Genomic DNA, 20,193 nt, shown 5'->3' on the forward strand with positions numbered 1-20,193 from the left:
CAATGTTTTACTAATTAGGGGCCAAATATTATTGGCAGCAGACAGGACGACACTCTATCGCCCTCACTCGCGCAACATCCTCTTGGTATTCTTGCTTGAGGCAGTTTGATGCGACTAAATCTTCAATCAATTTGTTCATCCAACCAGGCAAATCATCGGCCACGCGATAAAACACCCATTGCCCTTGGCGAACATCGACTAATACGCCACTTGAACGAAGTTGAGCTAGGTGACGCGACACTTTGGGTTGACTCTCTAGCAATGCCTGGGTCAACTCACCAACTGATAAACACTCTTCACGAACAATCAACATCAAGCAGCGAACTCGTGTTTCGTCAGACAATAATTTGAAGAACTGGTGTGGTAACATAACTAAATATTCTTATATACGGATATCCATATATATTAATCACAAAAAAAGGCACGTCAACACGTACCTTTTCTTTGTCATAAAACTTTCATATTCAAACCAGCAACACGCGGCTAGATAATTCTTTTCAAATCTTGGCTCCAACGCTGAGCAGCAGACAGGTTATGAATAACCTGCTCGACATTAAGGCCAAGTTGCTTACAGCCTTTTTGTAGCCCCTGCCAATCTGCTTTTTCGTAGCACTCTTCAACACTCAGCAAAGCACCAATTAGCCCTTCTCGTTCCAATAATGCTGATTTAATCTCGTCAGATAAAGGAAGTTGAGACACCAACACATCTAGAGAAACATCCATCAGGGCATCCAGTATCGAAAACAACCCAATCAAGAAAGCCTGCTCTCTATACGGATAAAACGGGTTATCGGCCGACATCAAGTGACAAAACTGAGCACGCTGCAACGACAAGTTATACAGCTCTTGTGGCTTTTTCACAGACACGAACGACGCAACCGCCAGCGAGACGAACATTTTTAACCTGTCTTGCCCTAGATAGACTAACGCCTGTCGAAACGATGAAATCGAAACCTCTAGCCTATCCGACATGGTGTTCACAAAACGCAGTAGCTTATATGACAGCGCCACATCTTGCGCCACAATACGCTCTACTCGGTCAAAATCGACTTCAGCTTTGCACACTTCCTGAAACAGCTCCATTGCCACAATTTGCTCTGGGCTAATGTAACTCTGTTTAACCATTTCAGGCTTACTAAAAAAGTAGCCCTGAAAAAACGTAAACCCAGCAGATCGCGTCGCTTGAAACTCAGCTTCCGTTTCTACGCGTTCGGCGAGAAACTTACGCTTGCCACCTTGTGCTTTATGCATCCGAACAAAATCACAAGCTTGCTCTAACCCCAGCGCCATAATGTCAATTTTGACAATGTGTACATAGGGAAGAAACCGTTCCCATTTTTCATCGTAAACAAAATCATCTAACGCAATTAGGTAACCCCGCTGGTTCAAATCACGAATCGCGTCAAACAACTCATCGCTCGGTGGGCAACTTTCTAATACCTCCACCACGATTTGCTCTTTGGGTAGACTAAGCGGTAAGCGACGCAGCAAGCTTTGATAAGGAAAGTTGATGAAACAACGAGAATGAGGAATAGAAGGATTTGTTCCAGCAGATAGGAAGTTTTCTACAATTAAGCGATAGGTCGCTCGATTTGAGTCGATATGCTGGGGAAACGCATTATTTTCACCGTCGCGAAACAACAACTCATAGCCCAAAGTCTGGCGCTTAGAGTTGAGAATCGGCTGACGGGCAACATATGTGCTTTGCATTATCGAAATAGAGCTCATTACACCTAACGTTAGGACTTAGCAGCAGCAAGTAATGCTCCGCACCCCATGAACATAGAACCAAAGACCTTATTAATCTTCATCATAATACGTTCAGAGCGAATGAAACGTCCCATTTGCGCCGCCAAAGAGGTGTAACCCAGCATAACAATGCTATCAATGGCTACCGTTGTGACCCCTAATACCGCTAACTGTGTGAGTTGGTCTTTCGCAGGGTCGATAAACTGAGGAAACAAAGCAACTAAGAACACAATCGACTTAGGGTTGGTCAGGTTGATCAGAACCGCTTTATTCATCATCGACCATGCTGATAATTCAGTGCCGTCGGCTTGGGTCGTCAAACTGGATGTATCGCGCCACTTTTGAATACCAAGCCATACCAGATACGCTGCCCCGACCCATTTAATGATCGAGAATGCTAGCGCCGATTTCGCGACTAAAGCACCAATACCAGCACCCACTAAGATGATGTGGAACGCTAAACCGATCTGCAATCCAACAATCGCGGCTAGAGACTTACGAGTGCCATAACTTAAACCATTACTAATCGAATTTACTGTACCTGAGCCCGGTGCCAAACTAAAAACAATCGCAGTGACCACATAGGCCAGCCAAACGTGCGTATCCATAGTAATATTCCTCGACTAAATGCAATTAGCCCCACATAATTTACACTTGTTGTATCGCGAACCCGGCACAGACCAGTCATGACCCAAACTCGTTCGAATAACTCATCTTATACTCAAGAGTTATGCTTTGAGCAAGCAATCAATCAAGATATTGCGCTGCTTTGGCAATCACGTAGCGAAGGAAAACTTAAATCTTTCGATAAAACTGATATTTACTGGTGCAAGCTCACCAACCCAAATCACAACAAAGCAATAGTTGTGGTCAATGGGAGAATCGAGTCGGCGTGGAAATACCAAGAGCTGTTTTACGACTTGTTCCAGCAAGGATATGACATCTATTCATTTGATCACCGTGGCCAAGGCCTTTCTTCACGCCTGATCGACAACTCTGAAATGGGTTACGTCAAAGAGTTTAGTGACTACTTAATGGACATGGACAAAGTGCTGCAGCATTTTGACCTTAGCCACTACGACAAACGTTACTTATTAGCTCATTCGATGGGAGGCGCAATCGCGACTCGCTTTATTCAAACCCATCCTGAGCACCACTTTGATGCCATAGCCCTCAGCGCCCCTATGTTTGGGGTCAATATGGCGCCTTACCTGCGCCCCGTCGCCATTCCTCTTAGCCAAATATTAACCGCGGTATACCCACAACCGACCTATGCTCCAGGGCATCAAGCGTATTACCCGAAACCATTTGACGTAAACCCACTCAGTCAAAGTGAAGTGCGTTATCACTGGTTCCGCGATCTGTATGAAAAGATGCCAGAGCTGAAAATCGGCGGGCCAAGTACACGCTGGGTGTGGCAAGGTCTCATGGCAGCGAAGCAGTGTATTCAGCAAACGCGCCAAATCCGAATTCCATTACTGCTGCTTCAAGCCAGTGAAGATACTATTGTGTCGAACCGAGATCAGATCCGCTTTATTAAAAAGCTAGTAAAGACCAACCGCGACTGCGCTTTGAAAATCATTTACGGAGCAAAGCACGAGGTGTTGTTTGAGCAAGACCAGTATCGCAATGACGCTTTGGACACCACGCTCGAGTTTTTCCACCAGCACTAGGGCATTGTTGAGATAAATAAGGAAAAAGAGCGCTTACAATTTGCCCTCTTTTTCTTCCTCTTTTTGGCGTAAAATGAGCACACTCAGTACAGAGAGCTACTCTCTTTTGGCTGCCATGCTTCGCTTTATGAGGATACTATGACCACAGCTTTGCAAGACTCACCGTTCCATATTGTTGCTTCTGATCTCGACGGCACACTGTTAGCGCCGAATCACCAACTTAGTGATTTCACTAAGCAGACTCTAAAAGAGCTTCACCAACAAGGCTTCACCTTCATCTTTGCAACCGGTCGCCACCATGTGGATGTTGCAGGTATTCGCGAAACGGTCGGCATTCCAGCTTATATGATCACTTCTAATGGCGCGCGTGTTCATGACCAAAACGATCAACTGATGTACAGCAAAAACGTACCAGAGTCATTAGTGCAGCCGGTCATTGATGTTGTTAAATCCGATCCAAACATCATGATTCACATGTACCAAAACGAATCTTGGTTGTTAAACCAGGAAGATGAAACGTTACGCCACTTCCACGACGAGACCGGCTTTAGCTACCAGCTATTCGATAGCGACAACGCACCGACTGACGGCATTGCAAAAGTATTCTTCACCGATCCGAATCACGATCATGACCATCTGGTTACTTTTGAAAACAAACTCAATGAACTGTTTGGTGACAAGCTGAATGTCGCCTTCTCGACTCCTTGGTGTTTAGAAGTGATGGCTGCAGATGTTTCTAAAGGTGAAGCACTCGATGTCGTGGCAAAATCTCTAGGCAAAACCTTAGACAACTGCATCGCGTTTGGCGATGGCATGAACGATGTAGAAATGCTGTCGATGGCGGGTAAAGGCCTAGTCATGGGCACATCTCACCACAAAGTGATGGCGGCCCTTCCTGACAACGAAGTGATTGGTAACAATGCAGACGACGCCGTCGCTCACTACCTAAAAGAGCACTTGATTTAATCGCCATTAGCGAACATAAAAAGGCAGCGAAAGCTGCCTTTTCTATGTCTACCATACCGATACTAAAGCGTTTCTTTGGCCATAATGGCCTGCCACTCCTGCTCACTGACTGGCATGATTGATAAACGGTTACCACGCTTCACTAATGGCATATTCTCTAGCTCTGGCATCGCTTTCATCACGCTCAATGGAATAATCCGCTCGGTCTTACGCACAAACTCAATATCCACCATCATCCAACGTGGGTTCTCTGGATCGGATTTAGGATCGTAGTAATCGCTCTCTGGGTCGAACGCATAATGGTCTGGGTAGGATTCCTTAATCACTTTTGCGATTCCAGCAACACCGACTTTCTTGCACGACGAATGGTAAATGAGCACTAAGTCGCCTAGTTTTACGTCATCACGCATCATATTACGCGCTTGGTAATTACGAACGCCCTCCCAGCACGACGTGTTTTGTGTTCGTAAAGTGTCAATTGAGAAGGTGTCGGGTTCTGTTTTAAATAACCAATATGCCATAATGAATTCCAAATAATCCGTTCTGAGGAAGATATAGCATGAAGGCGTACCAAATCCCAATGGCTTTAGCCGCAATCTTTGCATTGCAGGCATGTACCAGTGTCGATAATAAAGACCAGCAGCCACAATCGATTCCCGCCACGCTAGACCAGCCGACCTCGATAGCACCGCAAACTTTCATTATGCGCGGCGAAGTTGTCGTCGGGCATGAAGCTCGCTCTTTCACTCCTTGTGGTAGCAATCATCAAATGTGGTTAGCGCTTTCTCCAGAACAAACTCAAAAAGCGCTGTCGTTAGTTCGTGCACCGTATGAGCCACTATATGGTGAATTAATTGGCCACCTACAAGCCCCTACCAACAACGGCTTAGACGCCGACTTTAATGCGGTATTTGTAGTCGATGAGATCAATATGCTGACCGCCGAAAACCCAAGACGTTGCGGACAAGCCCCTAAGGCGACACGCGCCTTTGGTATGGAACCCGGCTGGTCTGCCACATTCAACAAACAGACAGTGACATTCCAAACAATGGGTTCAAAGCCACAAGAGCTGACCATCGAGCGTAGCCAAATATCCTCAACTAAAAGAGAATACCAACTCGATCGAGGTCAGTTGACGTTAGAAGCGGGTCGCTGCAGTGACACAATGAGTGACAGCACCTATGGCTGGACGAGTTCGTTAACTCTAGATGATAAGCAATACAAAGGCTGTGCCACCCTGGCCAATGTCGACAGCACTTTGAACTGGACAGGGCTGTACCACGCCGCTTCAACCAAAACCAGTGACTTTAGTATCCGTTTACAGCTCAACCCAGACCACACAGCAACCACCAGTTACGACTACAACAATGGCGATCCTGCAACCATAGAGCGTGGCTATTGGCAGCAACTAAACCCAGACCAAATTCAAGTTGTCATGACTCGCCACCAGCAGCAATACCTCGTCTCCGAGCGTATTTTCACTCGTGATGGTGAGCAAATTAATGCGGAGAAAGAACGAGTTGGAGAAATTGTCTACCCTATCGCTAACGGTGGCTTAACACTATTTAAAGCGAAGCAGGAGGGCGCTTCCTCTGCCCCAAAGCAATAGAGCTTAGCCAAAAAGGTGCGGCTTCTATTCCGGCCAAGGCAGAATTTAATCGCGAAGTAGACCAAGCGCTACGCCAGTATTTTGCAATGCACAGTAGCGCACCAGACAAGGTGCGCTACAACTGGTTGACCTATGACCTTAACGGTGACGGCAAGGAAGAGTTACTTGCTCAACTGAACTGGTGTGGTTCAGGGGGCTGCACACTGCTGATTTTTGAAAATCATCAAGATAAATGGCGATTCAATAGCCGTATCACCTTGGTTCGAACTCCGATTGATGTCAGCTCAAGCTCGACCAATGGATGGCAAGATCTACTATTTACAGTAAGTGGTGGTGGCGCTAAAACACAGCAACACCTGATGCAGTATACCGGCGTTAGCTATCCGCTCAACCCAAGCACGGCTCCGGTCAAAAAAAGCAGCAAACAAAGTGACGCAATATTATTTTCAGATGGCCAATCACCGTTTCAGTACGGATTGGAGATGTAGCGCCCCATGACTCAACCATGCCCGCAATGTGGCTTTTCTCATCACTGCTTATGTCCGCTTTACCCTAAGCTCGATAGCAGTGTGCACATAGCATTACTCACGCATGAAAATGAGCTATCACGAGATACCAATACTGGTCAGATTCTCCAGCGCTGCTTACCATACTGCACCACTCATGTGTGGCATAGAAAAAGCGCTCCGGAATCGCTGCAAATCCTACTCAGTGATCGAGATTATGCTCCCTTCATTGTTTTTCCTAGTGAAAACAGCTTACCCATTGAACATGTGATAAGCGCAGTTGAAACAACAGATAGCGAGTTGGGTTCGTGCACCAGAACCCCCGTATTTATCGTCTTAGATGGTACTTGGCAGGAAGCTAAAAAGATGGTGAAGAGAAGTGCTTGGTTAGAGGGTCTGACACATGTTTCGATCACCGCCAGCAGTGATTCTTCTTATCAGCTCAGACGTAATCAAGACAGTGGCAATTTGTGTACGCTTGAAGTCGGATGTGAACTGCTAAGAGCACAAGACGATGTGGCTCAAGCCAGCCAGCTAGAGTCTTTCTTTCGCCATTACATGAAGGTATTTAAGGCCGACAAGAGTGGTCATGCTTTAAAGTAACGCTAATCGAGCAGGTCGAGCAGCTCATCGAGTTGATGAATTTCCACATCGGGAAGTGAGCGAGCATGGCGATGTTGAGTCAAACTATCGCCTTGGTCGTTAAACCAGCATGCTTGAAAGCCATTCACTTTAGCGCCATAAACATCCGATTTGAGATGATCGCCAACGTGCAAAATGTTATGAGCTGGCAGTTGTAAATAATCACGCGCCTGGTCAAACATATCCGGGAAAGGCTTAGCTTTGCCATCAGGCCCAGCTTTCAGTACTAATTGGAAATACGGCGCTAAACCAATCCTATTAACGTCGACATTGCCATTTGTGATCGCCACCAAAGGCAGCTTTTGAGCCAGTAGCCCCATCACTCGATGGCTCTCTTGTGGAACATCAAACTGGCTTCTCAGCTCAAGTACTTTAATAATTGCCTCATCCGCCGCCTGCTTGGCTTGCAGCGGCGTATAACCTAACGCCGATAATCCTTGCTGTATTTGAGTGTGACGCCACAAAGTGACGTCGTGAGTCAGCATCGGATCTTTCAATGCGACCTCACGCTTTAATGTCTGCCACCAGCTCAATGGTTGAGTAGCAGATACAGGGTGTTTTTGGTGCAGCCACTCAGCCATCTGTCGTTCCACTCGACGTATAATTGGCCGGTTGTCATACAAGGTGTCGTCTAAGTCAAAGCTCATCGCTTTTATCGGCGACAAGCGGCGGTAGAAGTGCATTACTCTTTCCCCTTTTTCTTAGCCCTTGGATGCGCTTGGTCATAAGCTTGTGCTAAATGCTGGAAATCCAAATGGGTGTATATCTGCGTGGTCGAGATATTTTCGTGGCCCAACAGCTCTTGCACTGCACGCAGGTTATTACTCGACTCGAGCATATGAGTAGCAAATGAGTGGCGCAATTTATGCGGGCTAATATGGCTCGCGACCGCTTGTTTCTGCCCCCACTCCGCCATACGTTTTTGCACGTTACGATGAGAGATACGAACGCCCAGTTTAGACACAAATAACGCTGATTCATCTGCGTTGGCTAGCGAGCCTCTCACTTTCAGCCATTTCGCAACCCACTCTTGGGCCAGACCAGAAAATGGGACTTTACGTTCTTTGTCACCTTTACCGACCACGCGAATTTCACCAGCACCTAAGCTAATGTCTTTAACGTTGATACTCACCATTTCTGCCAAACGTAGGCCAGCGCCATACATCAGTTCCATCATGGCACGATCTCGAATCGATAACGGATCATCTTCATCCACTTCGAGTAACTGACCAACCTCATCCACATCTAAGTTCTTAGGCAGAGGACGCTGCTTACGTGGAGCGGATACCCCCTTGGCTGGGTTAGCGCTCAATTCACCACGTAGGATAAGGAAATCGAAAAAACTGCGTAGCGACGACAACCTCGTTGCCAAGCTACTGGCTTTCATGCCTTCGCGCATACCTTTACTTGCCAACTGACGTACCCAAGCCGCATCGACTTGATTCCAACTTTTTAGCCCCATTTGAACGAGATGACCGGCCATGGTTTCAAGTTGTTGTTTGTAGTTACGTTGAGTATGCAGGCTCAGCCCTTTCTCGCTTCTAAGGTATTCGTAAAAGCGCTCTAAGGGCTGTTGTAGGCTACTGGGCAGTGTGACTGGAGATTCGCTCATGTTCGACCGATTGCCATGGCAGGGTTTCAATTAGATGAGAAAGCACTAACGCTAAGTGGCGCAAGAATAAGGTATCCATGTGTGGTTGAAAATGACCACCGTCTTCACTCGCAAACACTAATACGCCTTGTAGTTTACCTTTATTAACCAGTGGCAACACCACGTAAGAACCCATTTCCGGTGCAGGAGTCTGCTCTCCTAACAAACCCATGCGATCTGCTTTGCGCATACGCCCGAGATAGGCATCTCGGCCATTCAAGTTGTTGGTCGCAAAACGCTGGTACTGTTCTTTGGTTAACGATAGATGGCTACCCGTTAGCTGTTCAGCGTCAATTAAGCGCACAAAAGCGCTCAAGCCAAGGGCTTTCGCTTTGTTTTGAACAGCGTGAATAACCTGTTCTAACGCCTCGCATTTGAGCACTTGCTCCTGCAGATCCATAAACTCATGGAAAGTGCGATCGTTGTTTTTCGCCATCGACATTAGAGCCGTGATTTCTTCTTCCAGCTCTTCAATGCGCTGCCTTTGACGATTCATTTGTAAATGAACTAAGGACACTGCGCCTTGTTCTTGATTCGGTATTGCTAGCCTATCGACTAACTCTCTGCGATGCTGGAAGAAATCTGGATTATCCTTCAGGAATTCGGCCACAATTTCTTCGGTCAGCGCCGTCACTTCAATATCAGACAAAATCGTTCCTTTCGCTAACGATTAACAAGACAATTGACCGTCAAACACATGTGTCGCAGGGCCAGTCATATACAAGGGTTTTCCAGGGCCTTGCCACTGAATCTTCAGGTCACCGCCTGGTAGGCTAACTTTCACAGAGGAATCTAATAGCCCCTGAACAATACCTACCGCAACCGCACCACATGCTCCGCTGCCACAAGCTTGAGTTTCACCCGCACCGCGCTCGTATACTCGTAAGCGTACTTCTTCTCGGTTAACCACTTGCATGAAGCCCGCGTTTACACGCTCAGGAAAACGCTCGTGTGACTCAAGCAGAGGCCCTAAGTTATCAACATCAGCGGTATCAACATCATCAACCACAGTCACCACATGAGGGTTACCCATGCTCACTGCACCGCAGAACAAGGTGTGCTCATCGGTACGTAAAATATAGGTTTTTTCTGTCTGTTTTGCTTTGAAAGGGATCTTAGAAGGTTCAAATTCCGGTACACCCATGTTTACCGTGACTTGATCATCTTCTTCAATATTCAGCACCATTTTGCCTTTTTTAGTGCTGACATTAATGCTGAACTTATTCGTTAAGCCTTTCATACGAACGAATCGAGCGAAGCAACGTGCACCATTGCCGCACTGCTCTACTTCACTGCCATCCGCATTAAAGATTCGATAATGAAAATCTGTTTCTGGGTCATACGGTGCTTCTACAATCAGAAGCTGGTCAAAGCCAACACCGGTATGACGATCCGCCAAGCGGCGGATCAAATCAGGGGAAAAAAAGATGTTTTGCGTAATGCAGTCCACGACCATGAAGTCATTACCCAAACCATGCATTTTAGAAAAATGGAAATGCATAATGCTCCAATTACTCCGGAAGGACACTTTCTAGAGCCCAAAGGCTCGATAACTCTTCACGCTGGCGGACTAAATGAGTCTTGTCACCATCGACCATCACTTCAGCAACGCGCGTACGAGTATTGTAGTTCGATGACATCACAAAGCCGTATGCACCCGCAGAGCGAACCGCCAATAGGTCGTTTTCTTGAAGTACTAGTGAACGGTCTTTACCTAGGAAATCACCCGTCTCACAAATAGGGCCCACAAGATCATAAGTCGATGCTTCACCTTCACGAGGAACGACGGGAACAATATCTTGCCACGCTTGGTAAAGCGCAGGACGCATCAGATCGTTCATTGCTGCATCAATGATGGCAAAATTCTTATGCTCTGTATGCTTGAGGAACTCAACTTTCGTCAGCAGAACCCCTGCGTTTGCAGCGATGGCACGGCCCGGCTCAAAAATCAGTTCAAGGTCTTGGTGGTTTTCCAATCGTGCCAACAACGCTTTCGCATAATCAGAAGGCTGAGGAGGTAACTCATCACGATAAACAACGCCTAAGCCACCGCCTACATCTAAGTGCTTAATGTTTACACCGTGTGCTTTTAGGTCGTCGATCAAAGCCAATAGGCGATCAGTCGCATCAATGAATGGTTCGATGTCTGTTAGTTGAGAGCCGATATGACAATCAATGCCTTGAACATCTAGATTTGGTAACCCTTGTGCAAACTGATACACAGCAGGGGCACGGTCAAAAGCAATACCAAATTTATTATCACGTAAACCCGTCGAGATATAAGGGTGAGTATTCGCGTCCACATCTGGGTTAATACGCAGAGAAATCGGCGCAGTCACACCCAGCTCACCAGCTACTTTGTTTAGTCGCTCTAGCTCAGGCTCAGACTCAACATTGAAACACTTAATTTTCAGTTCCAGTGCACGTTTCATTTCGGCTTCGGTTTTACCGACACCAGAGAACACGACTTTCGATGCATCACCGCCCGCCGCAATCACACGCTCTAGCTCACCGCCAGAAACGATATCAAAACCAGATCCTAGACGTGCTAGCGCATTCAAAACGCCTAAGTTTGAGTTCGCTTTTACTGCGTAACACACTAAATGTGGATGGTCTCCAACCGATTTATCAAACGCATTCCAGTGACGCTCAAGCGTAGCACGCGAATACACATAGAGTGGCGTGCCGTATTGCTCTGCGATGCTGGTTAGCGAAACATTCTCAGCCCAGAGTTGGCCATCATCCTGATAGTTGAAGTAATCCAAAATTCTTTCCCTTATAAATTCGACTTGTCAGTATAAATTATTGAGCTTGCTCATTCTGCGGTGCATCTTCTGGCATGTAAAGCGGACCAGTTTGACCACAGCCGGCTAACGCCAAAACTGAGAACATAAATAGTGCTACAACGTATTTTTTCATTTTGCTTTTCGTGATTATTAATTCAATGCCCCCTATAATCGCACCACACTCAGGAAAAGCAATAGGATAGAAAGGATGAACGATACTGAATTTCATCAACTGGTAGATGCACAGATGCAAATCATCGAAGAAGCAATTGATGATTCTGGTGCAGACGTCGATTACGAGACCACAGGTAACGTAATGACACTGGAGTTTGACGACCGTAGTCAGATCATCATCAACCGCCAAGAGCCGATGCATGAAATTTGGTTAGCGTCTAAATCTGGTGGCTTTCACTTCAAGCTTATTGAAGATAAATGGACATGTTCCAAGACTGGCCTAGAGCTGTTTGAAATGGTCAAGCAGGAGTGCGTTAAGCACGCGGGCGAAGAGATCGACTGGGTTTAAGCCCAAAATAAAAAAGAGCGCCTAGCGCTCTTTTTTATTATTCGTTGTTTTAGCTAAGCATTCACTGCCCGTGATGGCTTAGAATACGTGGCGTTATCATTGCGATAAGGCACGATATAGCTCTCACCTTCTTCTGGGTGCACAATCTGGTAATACTGTGGCAGGTTAAAGTTAATCAACTTAGAAGACACACTGTTGCCATCTTTCACTGAAGTGTAAAAACTATTTACACTCGAGATCATCTCATCTTTCTCACCACTGAACTGGTGGTAGACCTCAATTTGGTTTGACTCGTCCAACACGTAAATGTTGAATCCTTTCTCCGTGTCTTCAAAGAAGAACTGCACTAGGCCTTCACTCGCAAAACCATCCACAATTTCCGGTAGCTGGAAGTCCTGCTCTTTATCGAGCATTAATAGTGGCGAGCCTTTCAACTTGTTAGTTGAGATACTACGGTAGAAATCGACTGAATTTTCCAACTTCTGTACAGACACGCCGCGGCGTTCGAAGAACAACCCATACATTTGCTCAGCAATACGAATCGCTTTAAAGCGGCGACGCTTCTCCTGCTCGACCGGTTTTAAACGCAGATCGATACATTCAGCCAGCAGTTGATACACCATATTACGCATCACACCGCGTAGGTTTTTGCTGTAGCAGAACACATCAACCGATTCCGGCGGTAGCGCATCTTGGTGCATCTTACCTAGGATAGTTTTCAATGCGTCCAACATCGCGGTTTCGCCCTTGAAATGCAGCGTTCGAACTTCATGCCATGAGTTGCGATACACCAAATCAACGCTGCCAACTAAACTCTTATGTTCAGGACCAAAACTAAAAATATCCGTCGTTTTCAAATCCACTTTAAGCGACTTACCGCTTAACTCAGCAGTTGGGTCATTTTCAAAGTTGATGAACATGGCAAGTTGGCTAATTTCACACGGACTTGCTAGCGCCTGCATACTCGGGCGTCGTTTGCGTAGCGAGAAGGTGTTACGCAAGTCACTCACCATTTGGTAGAACTTATCGATGTCGAGGTGTGCATCACGTACAACTGAGTGTAAACGAGTGGATTCAGTGATCATGCCATTGAAGAACGACCACGCCACCAACTTACTTAGGTATTCGTTATGCTCTAGGTTTGGCTGGCCAATAATGCGGTGCGGGATAAGAGGTTGTTTATACAGATACCAACCCGGCTGATTTGTACCACCTTCCCTCACTTCGATGAAGGTTAAATCTGGCTCATGAAGATCTGGTGAGATCTGCGGGTTCAGCAGTGTCACTTTACCCGGAAGTACCTCAAACGCAGCATACAGCTTACGAGCAAGAATACTGATGTCTTGTGGGCTGATAGCAGAGGTAATATCGTTGCGACGTGCAAATTGAATCAAGTTACGGTAACTCAGCATCAACGCGTCGAGCAACGCATGGTGTACAACTTTAACCTGCTCTACTTTCCAATTACGACGATCGTCTAACTCCATAATCGTCGTTTGATCCCAGTCCCACTTCTGTACCATGTCAGTTAGGGCCTCACGTCGCCAAGCGACAGAACCAATACCAGGTTCTCGAGAGAGCTTCTCGTGAGTTTTAAGGTAGAAACAACGACGGACTAAGTCTAAACGAGTACTATCACCGATACGTTCTAAATATCGAGTCACTTTTTCCAGCATTAAGTAGTACGCGTCCATCCCATAAAGATCAGGCTCATGAGCGAAGAAACGACGCTTAGTATCAATGCTTAATAGTTGCGTGTGGGGGTACTCCCACGAATACGCCTCTAGCAAAATGGCTTTCAGTACCGACTTATATGGTGAATCGATACTCTTATACAGCTGCCAAAGGTTTGAGCCGAAGTATTCTTCTGCTGGGATACGGTTTAAACGACCAAAGTCGATCCATTCACTACAGTTGATGTAGCCCTTCCCGCATAAGTCTTCTACGTATTCGTCGTAGCACTCTTCCATTTCTGGTGGCACGATTTGCCACAACAAACGTTGCCCCGCTAAACGGACAGCAGAGCGGTAAAATTCATCAAGTAACAGTAAGTGCTGAGAAGAACCACAGTTATCACCCGTCATCTCTTCTGAATGGTTGCTTTTGAAACGCTCTTCATCCATTAAGAAGAAGTTAGCTTCTACACCTTGGCTTTTCGCCCAATCGGTGATCAGCAAGCACTTATTGGTCAAACTATCCCGTTGTTCGCAGGTCATCGTAGGGGATACGCACACCCAAATATCTAGATCACTCGAGGTACTTTGACCAATTGATGAAGTACTACCCATGGTATACAAGCCAAGAATCGCTGGTGCTTGGGCACTTTCTAACTCCTGACCTATGGTTAGCTGGGTATCTTCAACGAATTGCTGTTGAACATCATTAAACTGCAAGCCAAATACGCCGAATGGAACATCAGAATCGTAATAGCCGGGAATAATAGGATGATTGAAGTGAAGCAATGCAGGAATGAGGTGGAATACACGTTGGCTTTGCAAATCCATAAGCGCAAGCGCACGTTCAATACGCTGCTGATTTAGATTATCTAATCGTTGGATTAAAGTCTTCGTGTAAGCCTGCAAGGTTAATTCCTTGATTGAATTATAATTTTGCGATTTTGATGATAAATCCATCAAAAGCACTGACAAAACGTGATCAATTTAACACTTTTTTTTGTGTTGGTAAAGAATTGAGCCACAGAAGATAAAGCCGCTCTATCTCCATCTTTTGCCTTATTTATTTTTTACATAGTGTCGTAGCTAACTGCCTTTTCTAATAATAGCCTATTTTACAAACGAGAGGTTAATCACACTATTTTGACCAAAGTCTACTAAACGGTCATCAATTTTTCATCACAGCGATCTAGTAGTAAGACTTTCTTTTTTGGAATGGTACGATTAGTGTAATCCGTATCCGTTAGCAGGCGATTTCGCTTGTATGACACCAGTTTCGATCAATAGAGAACCTTATGACACAACCAGCCCCAATCCGAATCGCGACGCGTAAAAGCCCACTAGCTCTTTGGCAAGCACACTACGTTAAAGACGCATTACAAGCTGCTCACCCTGGTTTGGAAGTTGAGTTAGTCACTATGGTCACAAAAGGTGACATCATTCTAGATACCCCTCTAGCCAAAGTGGGTGGAAAAGGCCTATTCGTAAAAGAGCTGGAAGTGGCGATGCTAGAAGGTCGTGCCGATTTAGCGGTTCACTCTATGAAAGACGTACCTGTAGACTTTCCAGAAGGGTTGGGGTTAGTCACGATCTGTGAACGTGAAGATCCTCGCGATGCGTTTGTCTCAAATACCTACAACAACATTGATGAACTTCCTCAAGGCGCCACTGTGGGCACTTGTAGCTTACGCCGTCAATGTCAATTGAAAGAATACCGCCCTGACCTGATCATCAAAGAGTTGCGTGGCAATGTGGGAACTCGCTTGGGTAAGCTCGATGCGGGTGAATACGACGCTATTATTCTTGCCGCAGCAGGCCTAAAGCGCCTAGAACTGGAAGAGCGTATTCGCAGCTTTATTGAACCAGAACAATCATTGCCAGCGGTTGGACAAGGTGCTGTAGGTATTGAATGTCGCCTAGATGATGAGCGTTTACATAAGTTACTTGAGCCACTCAATCACGCAGATACCGCCGATCGCGTACTCTGTGAGCGTGCAATGAACTTAACTCTAGAAGGTGGCTGTCAGGTACCAATCGGCAGTTACTCATTATTGGAAGGCAACGATATCTGGCTACGTGCTTTAGTCGGTGAACCTGATGGCTCATTAATCGTTCGCGGTGAAATTCGTGGACCACGTCAAGATGCCGAAAAGCTAGGTGTAACACTCGCTAACCAACTGCTAGACGATGGCGCGAAAGACATCCTAACTCGACTCTACTCTGAGCACGAGTAATCGTTATGACGGTATTGGTGACACGCCCTGACAGACAAGGGCGTCAGCTGTGCCAACTACTTGCGGATGTGGGTATTGAAAGTATCCATCATCCGCTCATTACTATTGAGCCCGAGCCTAAATTAGAGCAGCTCAGCGGCAAGCTCGGCACCTTCGATATTGTCATTGCTGTTAGCCAACATGCAGTGACCTACGCTCACCAAGCTATCTCTAGCCTTCAAAAAAACTGGCCAACCACACCTCTATACCTTGCCGTTGGTCAAAAAACCGCACAGATTTTAAGCAAAGCCTCACAGCAATCAGTAAACTACCCTCATATCAGTGATAGTGAGCATTTACTGGCTATGGAGGAGCTAGGCTCAGTCGCAGATAAAAGAATCTTGATCCTACGGGGCAATGGTGGACGTGAGCTCATTTTCGATACGCTTGTTTCGCGTAAAGCTCATGTGGAATATCAGCAAGTGTATCGGAGAATCAACCTCCCGTTCATGTCAGAGCCAACGGTTAGTCACTGGCAAAGCAACGACGTAGATACCCTAATTATTACCAGTAGTGGGCAACTTGAGCACCTATACAACCAGATAGATGCCCTCTACCACAGCTGGCTTCACGCTCTACTTCTCGTGGTACCCAGTGAACGCATTGCGGCAGATGCAAAAAAAATGGGCTTTAACCATATCATCAGCGCCAGTAGTGCAAGCAATCAGAACTTAATGGAAGCTCTCCAGCTCAAAGAACAGGACATACGCAATGACAAGTAAAAAGAATAACGATCACGTTGAACCTGAAGATAACAAAACCCAAGAAACATCTCCGACTCCCAAGGTAGAGAATCACGAAGCTACCAAGCCAGAGAAAAACAAAGATACCAGCACCACAATTACCCCTGAGAGCACCCCAAAAGCACCTGCTGATACTTCGCATTCATCTCAGCAAGAAGCTATCCAAAAACAAGCCAAGCGAGGGGTGAAGCTGGGGGCGATAGCCATCGCGCTATCAGTAATATTTGGCAGCGGCCTTATGTTCCAGATGCAACAGCAAAACGCGCAATACGAGGCACAAATCGCCGCTCTACAAGCACAGCTTAAACAAGCTCAATCAAGCATGACATCAGACCTTTCGACAATCAAACAAGACACGATTTCTAAAGCCACTGAAGTAACTCACCGAGCGGAAACAATATTAACTCAGCAGCAGAAAAGTATTGAAAGCCTGCAGCTAGCAGTAGCGGATGTAAAAGGTCGCCGTCCGAACGACTGGTTACTTGCCGAAGCTGACTACCTTGTTAAACTCGCGGGCCGCAAACTCTTTTTAGAACAAGACGTGGTAAGCGCCACCAAGTTGATGGAGAGTGCCGACCAACGTATCGCTTCTCTAAACGATCCAAGTCTGGTTCCGCTACGTAAAGCAATGGCCAATGACATTACGAAGTTGAAAACCGTGCCATTGATCGATCGCGATGGTTTGGTACTAAGACTCACTGCGCTTCAACAACAAGTAGACGCTTTGCCGCTAGCCAATGCAATTTTGCCGGAGGCCCAAGTGGAAGAGAAACAAGTGGTGTCTCAAGATATCTATGATTGGAAAGATAACTTGATGACCTCTCTAAAAGATTTCTCTGAAAACTTCATTACCTTCCGTACACGTGATGGCAACGTCATCCCATTGCTATCACCTCAACAACACTTCTACCTGAAAGAAAACGTCAAAGGAAAACTCGAAACAGCGATTAAAGCGGTTTACGACGAGCAAGGTGAAATTTATACCGCCTCTCTATCTACTGCACAGCAATGGTCAACAGCCTTCTTTAACAACGACGATAATGCCGTTATTGAATTCAATAAAGCGTTAGGGCAGCTTAGTGGGCAGAACATACAGGTTGAGTACCCAGTAAAACTACAAACTCAAAACGTATTAGCTGACGTCATTAATGAACGCTTACGCCGTGAAGTCACCACAATGATCACGGAGGAAAAATAATGTTCCGACTGATCTTTTTATTCGTTGTCCTTGGAGCAGGGTTATTTGCCGGCACCCAATATGCTGGACAACAAGGTTATGTGCTTATATCCGTAGCCGATCAAACCATTGAAATGAGTGTGACAACTTTGGTGATCTTTGTGATCGCCACTCTAGCAGTGCTGTTTGGCCTAGAGTTCATTATTAAGAGGGCCTTAAGAGCAAGCTCCAGCACTTGGAACTGGTTCAGCGTTCGCAAATTGAAGCGTTCTCGCCGTTATACTAACGAGGGTATCATCAAGCTATTGGAAGGGGATTGGAAAGCTGCGGAGAAGAAAGTCACTCGGTGGTCTAATCATCATGATATGCCATTGTTATGTTATCTAGTCGCATCAGAAGCAGCACAAGGCATGGGGGACAAACAGAAACGAGACCATTACCTTGAGTTAGCAAGTCAGCAAGAAAACTCTCTGTTAGCCGTTGAACTGACCAAAGCAAAACAACAAGTGCGCGAGTCTGAGTTCAACCTTGCGTTTGATACCCTAACGACTCTAAAGAACAGCTACCCAAATAACAGCATCCTACTCAACTTGCTTAAAACGGTTTATATCGAACTAAAGCTTTGGCAACCATTGCTCGATTTACTACCTAAGCTCAGTAAGAGTAAGCTCATCGATAGTGAAGAGCTTCAAATACTTAGCCAAAGAGGCCAGTGTGGGCTTCTCTCGGATGTTGCTCAGCAACAAGGCAGCGAAGGGCTAGTTAATCACTGGAATAGCTTGCCTAAAAAGGTGAAAACCGATCTTCACCTCATCGAATGCTTTGCCAAACAGCTTATGGCACGTAAAGCTGATTCACAAGCGTACACCGTCGTCAAAGAAGCCATCAAAAAACACCCTAATTCAAGCCTGTATAACTTGCTACCAGAAATGAACTTATCGGACTCACACCCTGTCGTAATCATGCTTGAAGGTTGTTTAAAGAAAGATGGTAACAACGCTCCAGCTCATAGCGCATTGGCTCAGTTCTATATGCGTGACGAGAATTGGGAACAAGCTCAACAGCACTTAGAGAAAGCGCTCTCTGTACGCTCAGACGTATCCGATTATGCGTACCTAGCAGACTGTTTAGAGAAGCAAAACCTAACTAGAGCAGCTCATGAAGTCTCACGCAAAGCTTTGACCTTAGCAAGCTCAAGCTAAGCGATAGTTCATAATCTACTAGGCCGATGCTCATGTATCGGCCTTTTTTATCCACTCCAAATAACACTATCAATAACCCTTTCATAGAGTGCTCCATCTCAGTTACACACCTAGTAGAGCTAGCTTAGGTTTCTTGACTGAGGAGAGCGTATAAGGCACTCGATAAGTAACCACCTAGTACAAACCAGCTATACAGGCGTTATATCAAATAGGTTCCTTCAGCAAAGGATTCGCAGCTAACGTTGCTCTTTAGTCGCCCTAAAAGTAAAGAAACACCATCAAGCTAAAAATCTATTTGTATTTGGGGTCCATCATTGCACTCACTTCCTAAATACAAAAAGGCCTCATAATTTCTGCTGAAGCCTTTTATATAGCAGGGAGTAGAGATTAGACCAAGCTGGCACCCCAGCCCCCAACGTTGCTTCGTAGAAGTAGCAGACGTAAAAAAGCCCCAGCGTTTCCGTTGAGGCTTAATATATCGGCACGAAGGCTTCACCTAAACTCGCGCTATTTTGAATTAGGGGAATCTGCTGCTCTACCCATGCTCCAAACCCACAAATGTAAAAAAGCCTCAGTCATACGACTGAGGCTTTTTATATGGCAGGGGTGGAGAGATTCGAACTCCCAACACGCGGATTTGGAATCCGCTGCTCTGCCAATTGGAGCTACACCCCTAAAATTCTCTTTTCTAGATTCACAAAAACCTCGCATAAGCGAGGTCTTGGAATAAATGGCGGAGTGGACGGGACTCGAACCCGCGACCCCCGGCGTGACAGGCCGGTATTCTAACCAACTGAACTACCACTCCGCAGTGGTATCACTTGCCTTAGCAAGTGTCCATCTTTTGTCTTCACTTTTTAAAAGTGAAAATAAAATTAAAGCCTGGCGATGTCCTACTCTCACATGGGGAAGCCCCACACTACCATCGGCGCTATTGCGTTTCACTTCTGAGTTCGGCATGGGATCAGGTGGGTCCACAACGCTATGGTCGCCAAGCAAATTCTTAATTCGGAAAACTGA

Annotated in this window: 19 protein-coding genes, 2 tRNA genes, 1 rRNA gene and 1 pseudogene; 9 read left to right on the plus strand and 14 right to left on the minus strand. The window is 46.0% G+C overall.

All coding sequences use genetic code 11. The features are described from left to right. Positions 1 to 28 precede the first annotated feature (28 nt). The 3 genes from J4N42_RS13580 to rhtB all read right to left on the minus strand — a co-directional run bounded on the left by J4N42_RS13580 (position 29) and on the right by rhtB (position 2,357). The gene (locus tag J4N42_RS13580; protein ID WP_252028702.1) at positions 29 to 370 is read right to left on the minus strand and encodes a metalloregulator ArsR/SmtB family transcription factor; all 342 of its coding nucleotides are present in this window, start codon (positions 368 to 370) and stop codon (positions 29 to 31) included. A gap of 113 nt (positions 371 to 483) precedes the next feature. Further along, positions 484 to 1,710 carry an EAL and HDOD domain-containing protein gene (locus tag J4N42_RS13585; RefSeq protein ID WP_252028704.1) on the minus strand — a complete coding sequence of 409 codons (1,227 nt, stop codon included), beginning with the start codon at positions 1,708 to 1,710 and terminating at the stop codon, positions 484 to 486. A gap of 29 nt (positions 1,711 to 1,739) precedes the next feature. Then, entirely contained in the window at positions 1,740 to 2,357 is a 618-nt protein-coding gene (gene rhtB, locus J4N42_RS13590) for a homoserine/homoserine lactone efflux protein (protein WP_252028706.1), read from the minus strand. Between the two features lie 78 nt (positions 2,358 to 2,435). Between rhtB and J4N42_RS13595 the strand changes: the two genes are divergently transcribed. Both J4N42_RS13595 and J4N42_RS13600 read left to right on the plus strand, forming a co-directional pair. Further along, the gene (locus J4N42_RS13595) at positions 2,436 to 3,422 is read left to right on the plus strand and encodes an alpha/beta fold hydrolase (protein ID WP_252028707.1); all 987 of its coding nucleotides are present in this window, start codon (positions 2,436 to 2,438) and stop codon (positions 3,420 to 3,422) included. Positions 3,423 to 3,560: 138 nt separating this feature from the next. Continuing rightward, complete coding sequence (locus tag J4N42_RS13600; RefSeq protein WP_252028709.1) at positions 3,561 to 4,388, plus strand: Cof-type HAD-IIB family hydrolase; 828 nt, start codon at positions 3,561 to 3,563, stop codon at positions 4,386 to 4,388. Positions 4,389 to 4,450: 62 nt separating this feature from the next. Here J4N42_RS13600 and J4N42_RS13605 read toward each other — a convergent pair whose 3' ends face one another. Continuing rightward, positions 4,451 to 4,909, minus strand: coding sequence for an EVE domain-containing protein (locus tag J4N42_RS13605; protein WP_252028711.1), 459 nt, complete (start codon positions 4,907 to 4,909; stop codon positions 4,451 to 4,453). A gap of 38 nt (positions 4,910 to 4,947) precedes the next feature. Here J4N42_RS13605 and J4N42_RS13610 point away from each other — a divergent pair. Next, a pseudogene (locus J4N42_RS13610) lies at positions 4,948 to 6,485 on the plus strand (COG3650 family protein). 6 nt (positions 6,486 to 6,491) lie between these two features. Continuing rightward, a complete protein-coding gene (locus J4N42_RS13620) occupies positions 6,492 to 7,106 on the plus strand; it encodes a tRNA-uridine aminocarboxypropyltransferase (protein WP_252028716.1) in 615 nt (204 codons plus the stop codon). 2 nt (positions 7,107 to 7,108) lie between these two features. Here the strand turns inward: J4N42_RS13620 and yigB are convergent, their stop codons facing one another. Genes yigB through lptM form a run of 6 tightly spaced genes read right to left on the minus strand, consistent with a single transcriptional unit; the run spans position 7,109 to position 11,715 of the window. After that, on the minus strand, positions 7,109 to 7,828 hold the full coding sequence (gene yigB, locus J4N42_RS13625; RefSeq protein ID WP_252028717.1) for a 5-amino-6-(5-phospho-D-ribitylamino)uracil phosphatase YigB: 720 nt from the start codon (positions 7,826 to 7,828) through the stop codon (positions 7,109 to 7,111). After that, on the minus strand, positions 7,828 to 8,757 hold the full coding sequence (gene xerC, locus J4N42_RS13630; protein WP_252028718.1) for a tyrosine recombinase XerC: 930 nt from the start codon (positions 8,755 to 8,757) through the stop codon (positions 7,828 to 7,830). Before xerC ends, yigB begins: the two co-directional genes overlap by 1 nt. After that, complete coding sequence (locus J4N42_RS13635; RefSeq protein WP_252028719.1) at positions 8,726 to 9,445, minus strand: DUF484 family protein; 720 nt, start codon at positions 9,443 to 9,445, stop codon at positions 8,726 to 8,728. Before J4N42_RS13635 ends, xerC begins: the two co-directional genes overlap by 32 nt. A gap of 21 nt (positions 9,446 to 9,466) precedes the next feature. Next, positions 9,467 to 10,297: a diaminopimelate epimerase gene (gene dapF, locus J4N42_RS13640; RefSeq protein WP_252028720.1), complete on the minus strand. Its 831-nt coding sequence runs from the start codon at positions 10,295 to 10,297 to the stop codon at positions 9,467 to 9,469. Positions 10,298 to 10,307: 10 nt separating this feature from the next. Further along, positions 10,308 to 11,561 (minus strand): diaminopimelate decarboxylase, encoded by a 1,254-nt coding sequence (lysA, locus tag J4N42_RS13645; RefSeq protein WP_252028721.1) that lies wholly within the window; start codon positions 11,559 to 11,561, stop codon positions 10,308 to 10,310. Between the two features lie 37 nt (positions 11,562 to 11,598). Continuing rightward, positions 11,599 to 11,715: an LPS translocon maturation chaperone LptM gene (gene lptM, locus J4N42_RS22665; RefSeq protein ID WP_449361608.1), complete on the minus strand. Its 117-nt coding sequence runs from the start codon at positions 11,713 to 11,715 to the stop codon at positions 11,599 to 11,601. A gap of 75 nt (positions 11,716 to 11,790) precedes the next feature. Between lptM and cyaY the strand changes: the two genes are divergently transcribed. Then, positions 11,791 to 12,105: an iron donor protein CyaY gene (gene cyaY / locus J4N42_RS13655; RefSeq protein WP_252028723.1), complete on the plus strand. Its 315-nt coding sequence runs from the start codon at positions 11,791 to 11,793 to the stop codon at positions 12,103 to 12,105. Between the two features lie 53 nt (positions 12,106 to 12,158). On the opposite strand, the gene J4N42_RS13660 is transcribed toward cyaY, so the two are convergent. Continuing rightward, positions 12,159 to 14,687 carry a class I adenylate cyclase gene (locus J4N42_RS13660; RefSeq protein ID WP_252028724.1) on the minus strand — a complete coding sequence of 843 codons (2,529 nt, stop codon included), beginning with the start codon at positions 14,685 to 14,687 and terminating at the stop codon, positions 12,159 to 12,161. 386 nt (positions 14,688 to 15,073) lie between these two features. On the opposite strand from J4N42_RS13660, the gene hemC reads away from it, so the two are divergent. From hemC to J4N42_RS13680, 4 genes are read left to right on the plus strand one after another with little or no spacing between them, the layout of a single operon-like run. Next, positions 15,074 to 16,012, plus strand: a complete 939-nt coding sequence (gene hemC, locus J4N42_RS13665) for a hydroxymethylbilane synthase (RefSeq protein ID WP_252028725.1) — start codon at positions 15,074 to 15,076, stop codon at positions 16,010 to 16,012. A 5-nt stretch (positions 16,013 to 16,017) separates the two neighbouring features. After that, positions 16,018 to 16,773, plus strand: coding sequence for a uroporphyrinogen-III synthase (locus J4N42_RS13670; protein WP_252028726.1), 756 nt, complete (start codon positions 16,018 to 16,020; stop codon positions 16,771 to 16,773). After that, positions 16,763 to 17,992 (plus strand): uroporphyrinogen-III C-methyltransferase, encoded by a 1,230-nt coding sequence (locus J4N42_RS13675; RefSeq protein ID WP_252028728.1) that lies wholly within the window; start codon positions 16,763 to 16,765, stop codon positions 17,990 to 17,992. Before J4N42_RS13670 ends, J4N42_RS13675 begins: the two co-directional genes overlap by 11 nt. Beyond that, the gene (locus J4N42_RS13680) at positions 17,992 to 19,173 is read left to right on the plus strand and encodes a heme biosynthesis protein HemY (RefSeq protein WP_252028730.1); all 1,182 of its coding nucleotides are present in this window, start codon (positions 17,992 to 17,994) and stop codon (positions 19,171 to 19,173) included. Before J4N42_RS13675 ends, J4N42_RS13680 begins: the two co-directional genes overlap by 1 nt. Positions 19,174 to 19,771: 598 nt before the next feature. Here J4N42_RS13680 and J4N42_RS13685 read toward each other — a convergent pair. From J4N42_RS13685 to rrf, 3 genes are all read right to left on the minus strand, one after another. Next, a tRNA-Trp gene (locus tag J4N42_RS13685) sits at positions 19,772 to 19,848 on the minus strand. A gap of 56 nt (positions 19,849 to 19,904) precedes the next feature. Beyond that, a tRNA-Asp gene (locus J4N42_RS13690) sits at positions 19,905 to 19,981 on the minus strand. Between the two features lie 72 nt (positions 19,982 to 20,053). Next, a 5S ribosomal RNA gene (rrf, locus tag J4N42_RS13695) occupies positions 20,054 to 20,169 on the minus strand. Positions 20,170 to 20,193 lie beyond the last annotated feature (24 nt).

It is taken from the genome of Vibrio sp. SCSIO 43135 (assembly GCF_023716665.1).
Classification (GTDB): Bacteria; Pseudomonadota; Gammaproteobacteria; order Enterobacterales; family Vibrionaceae; genus Vibrio; species Vibrio paucivorans.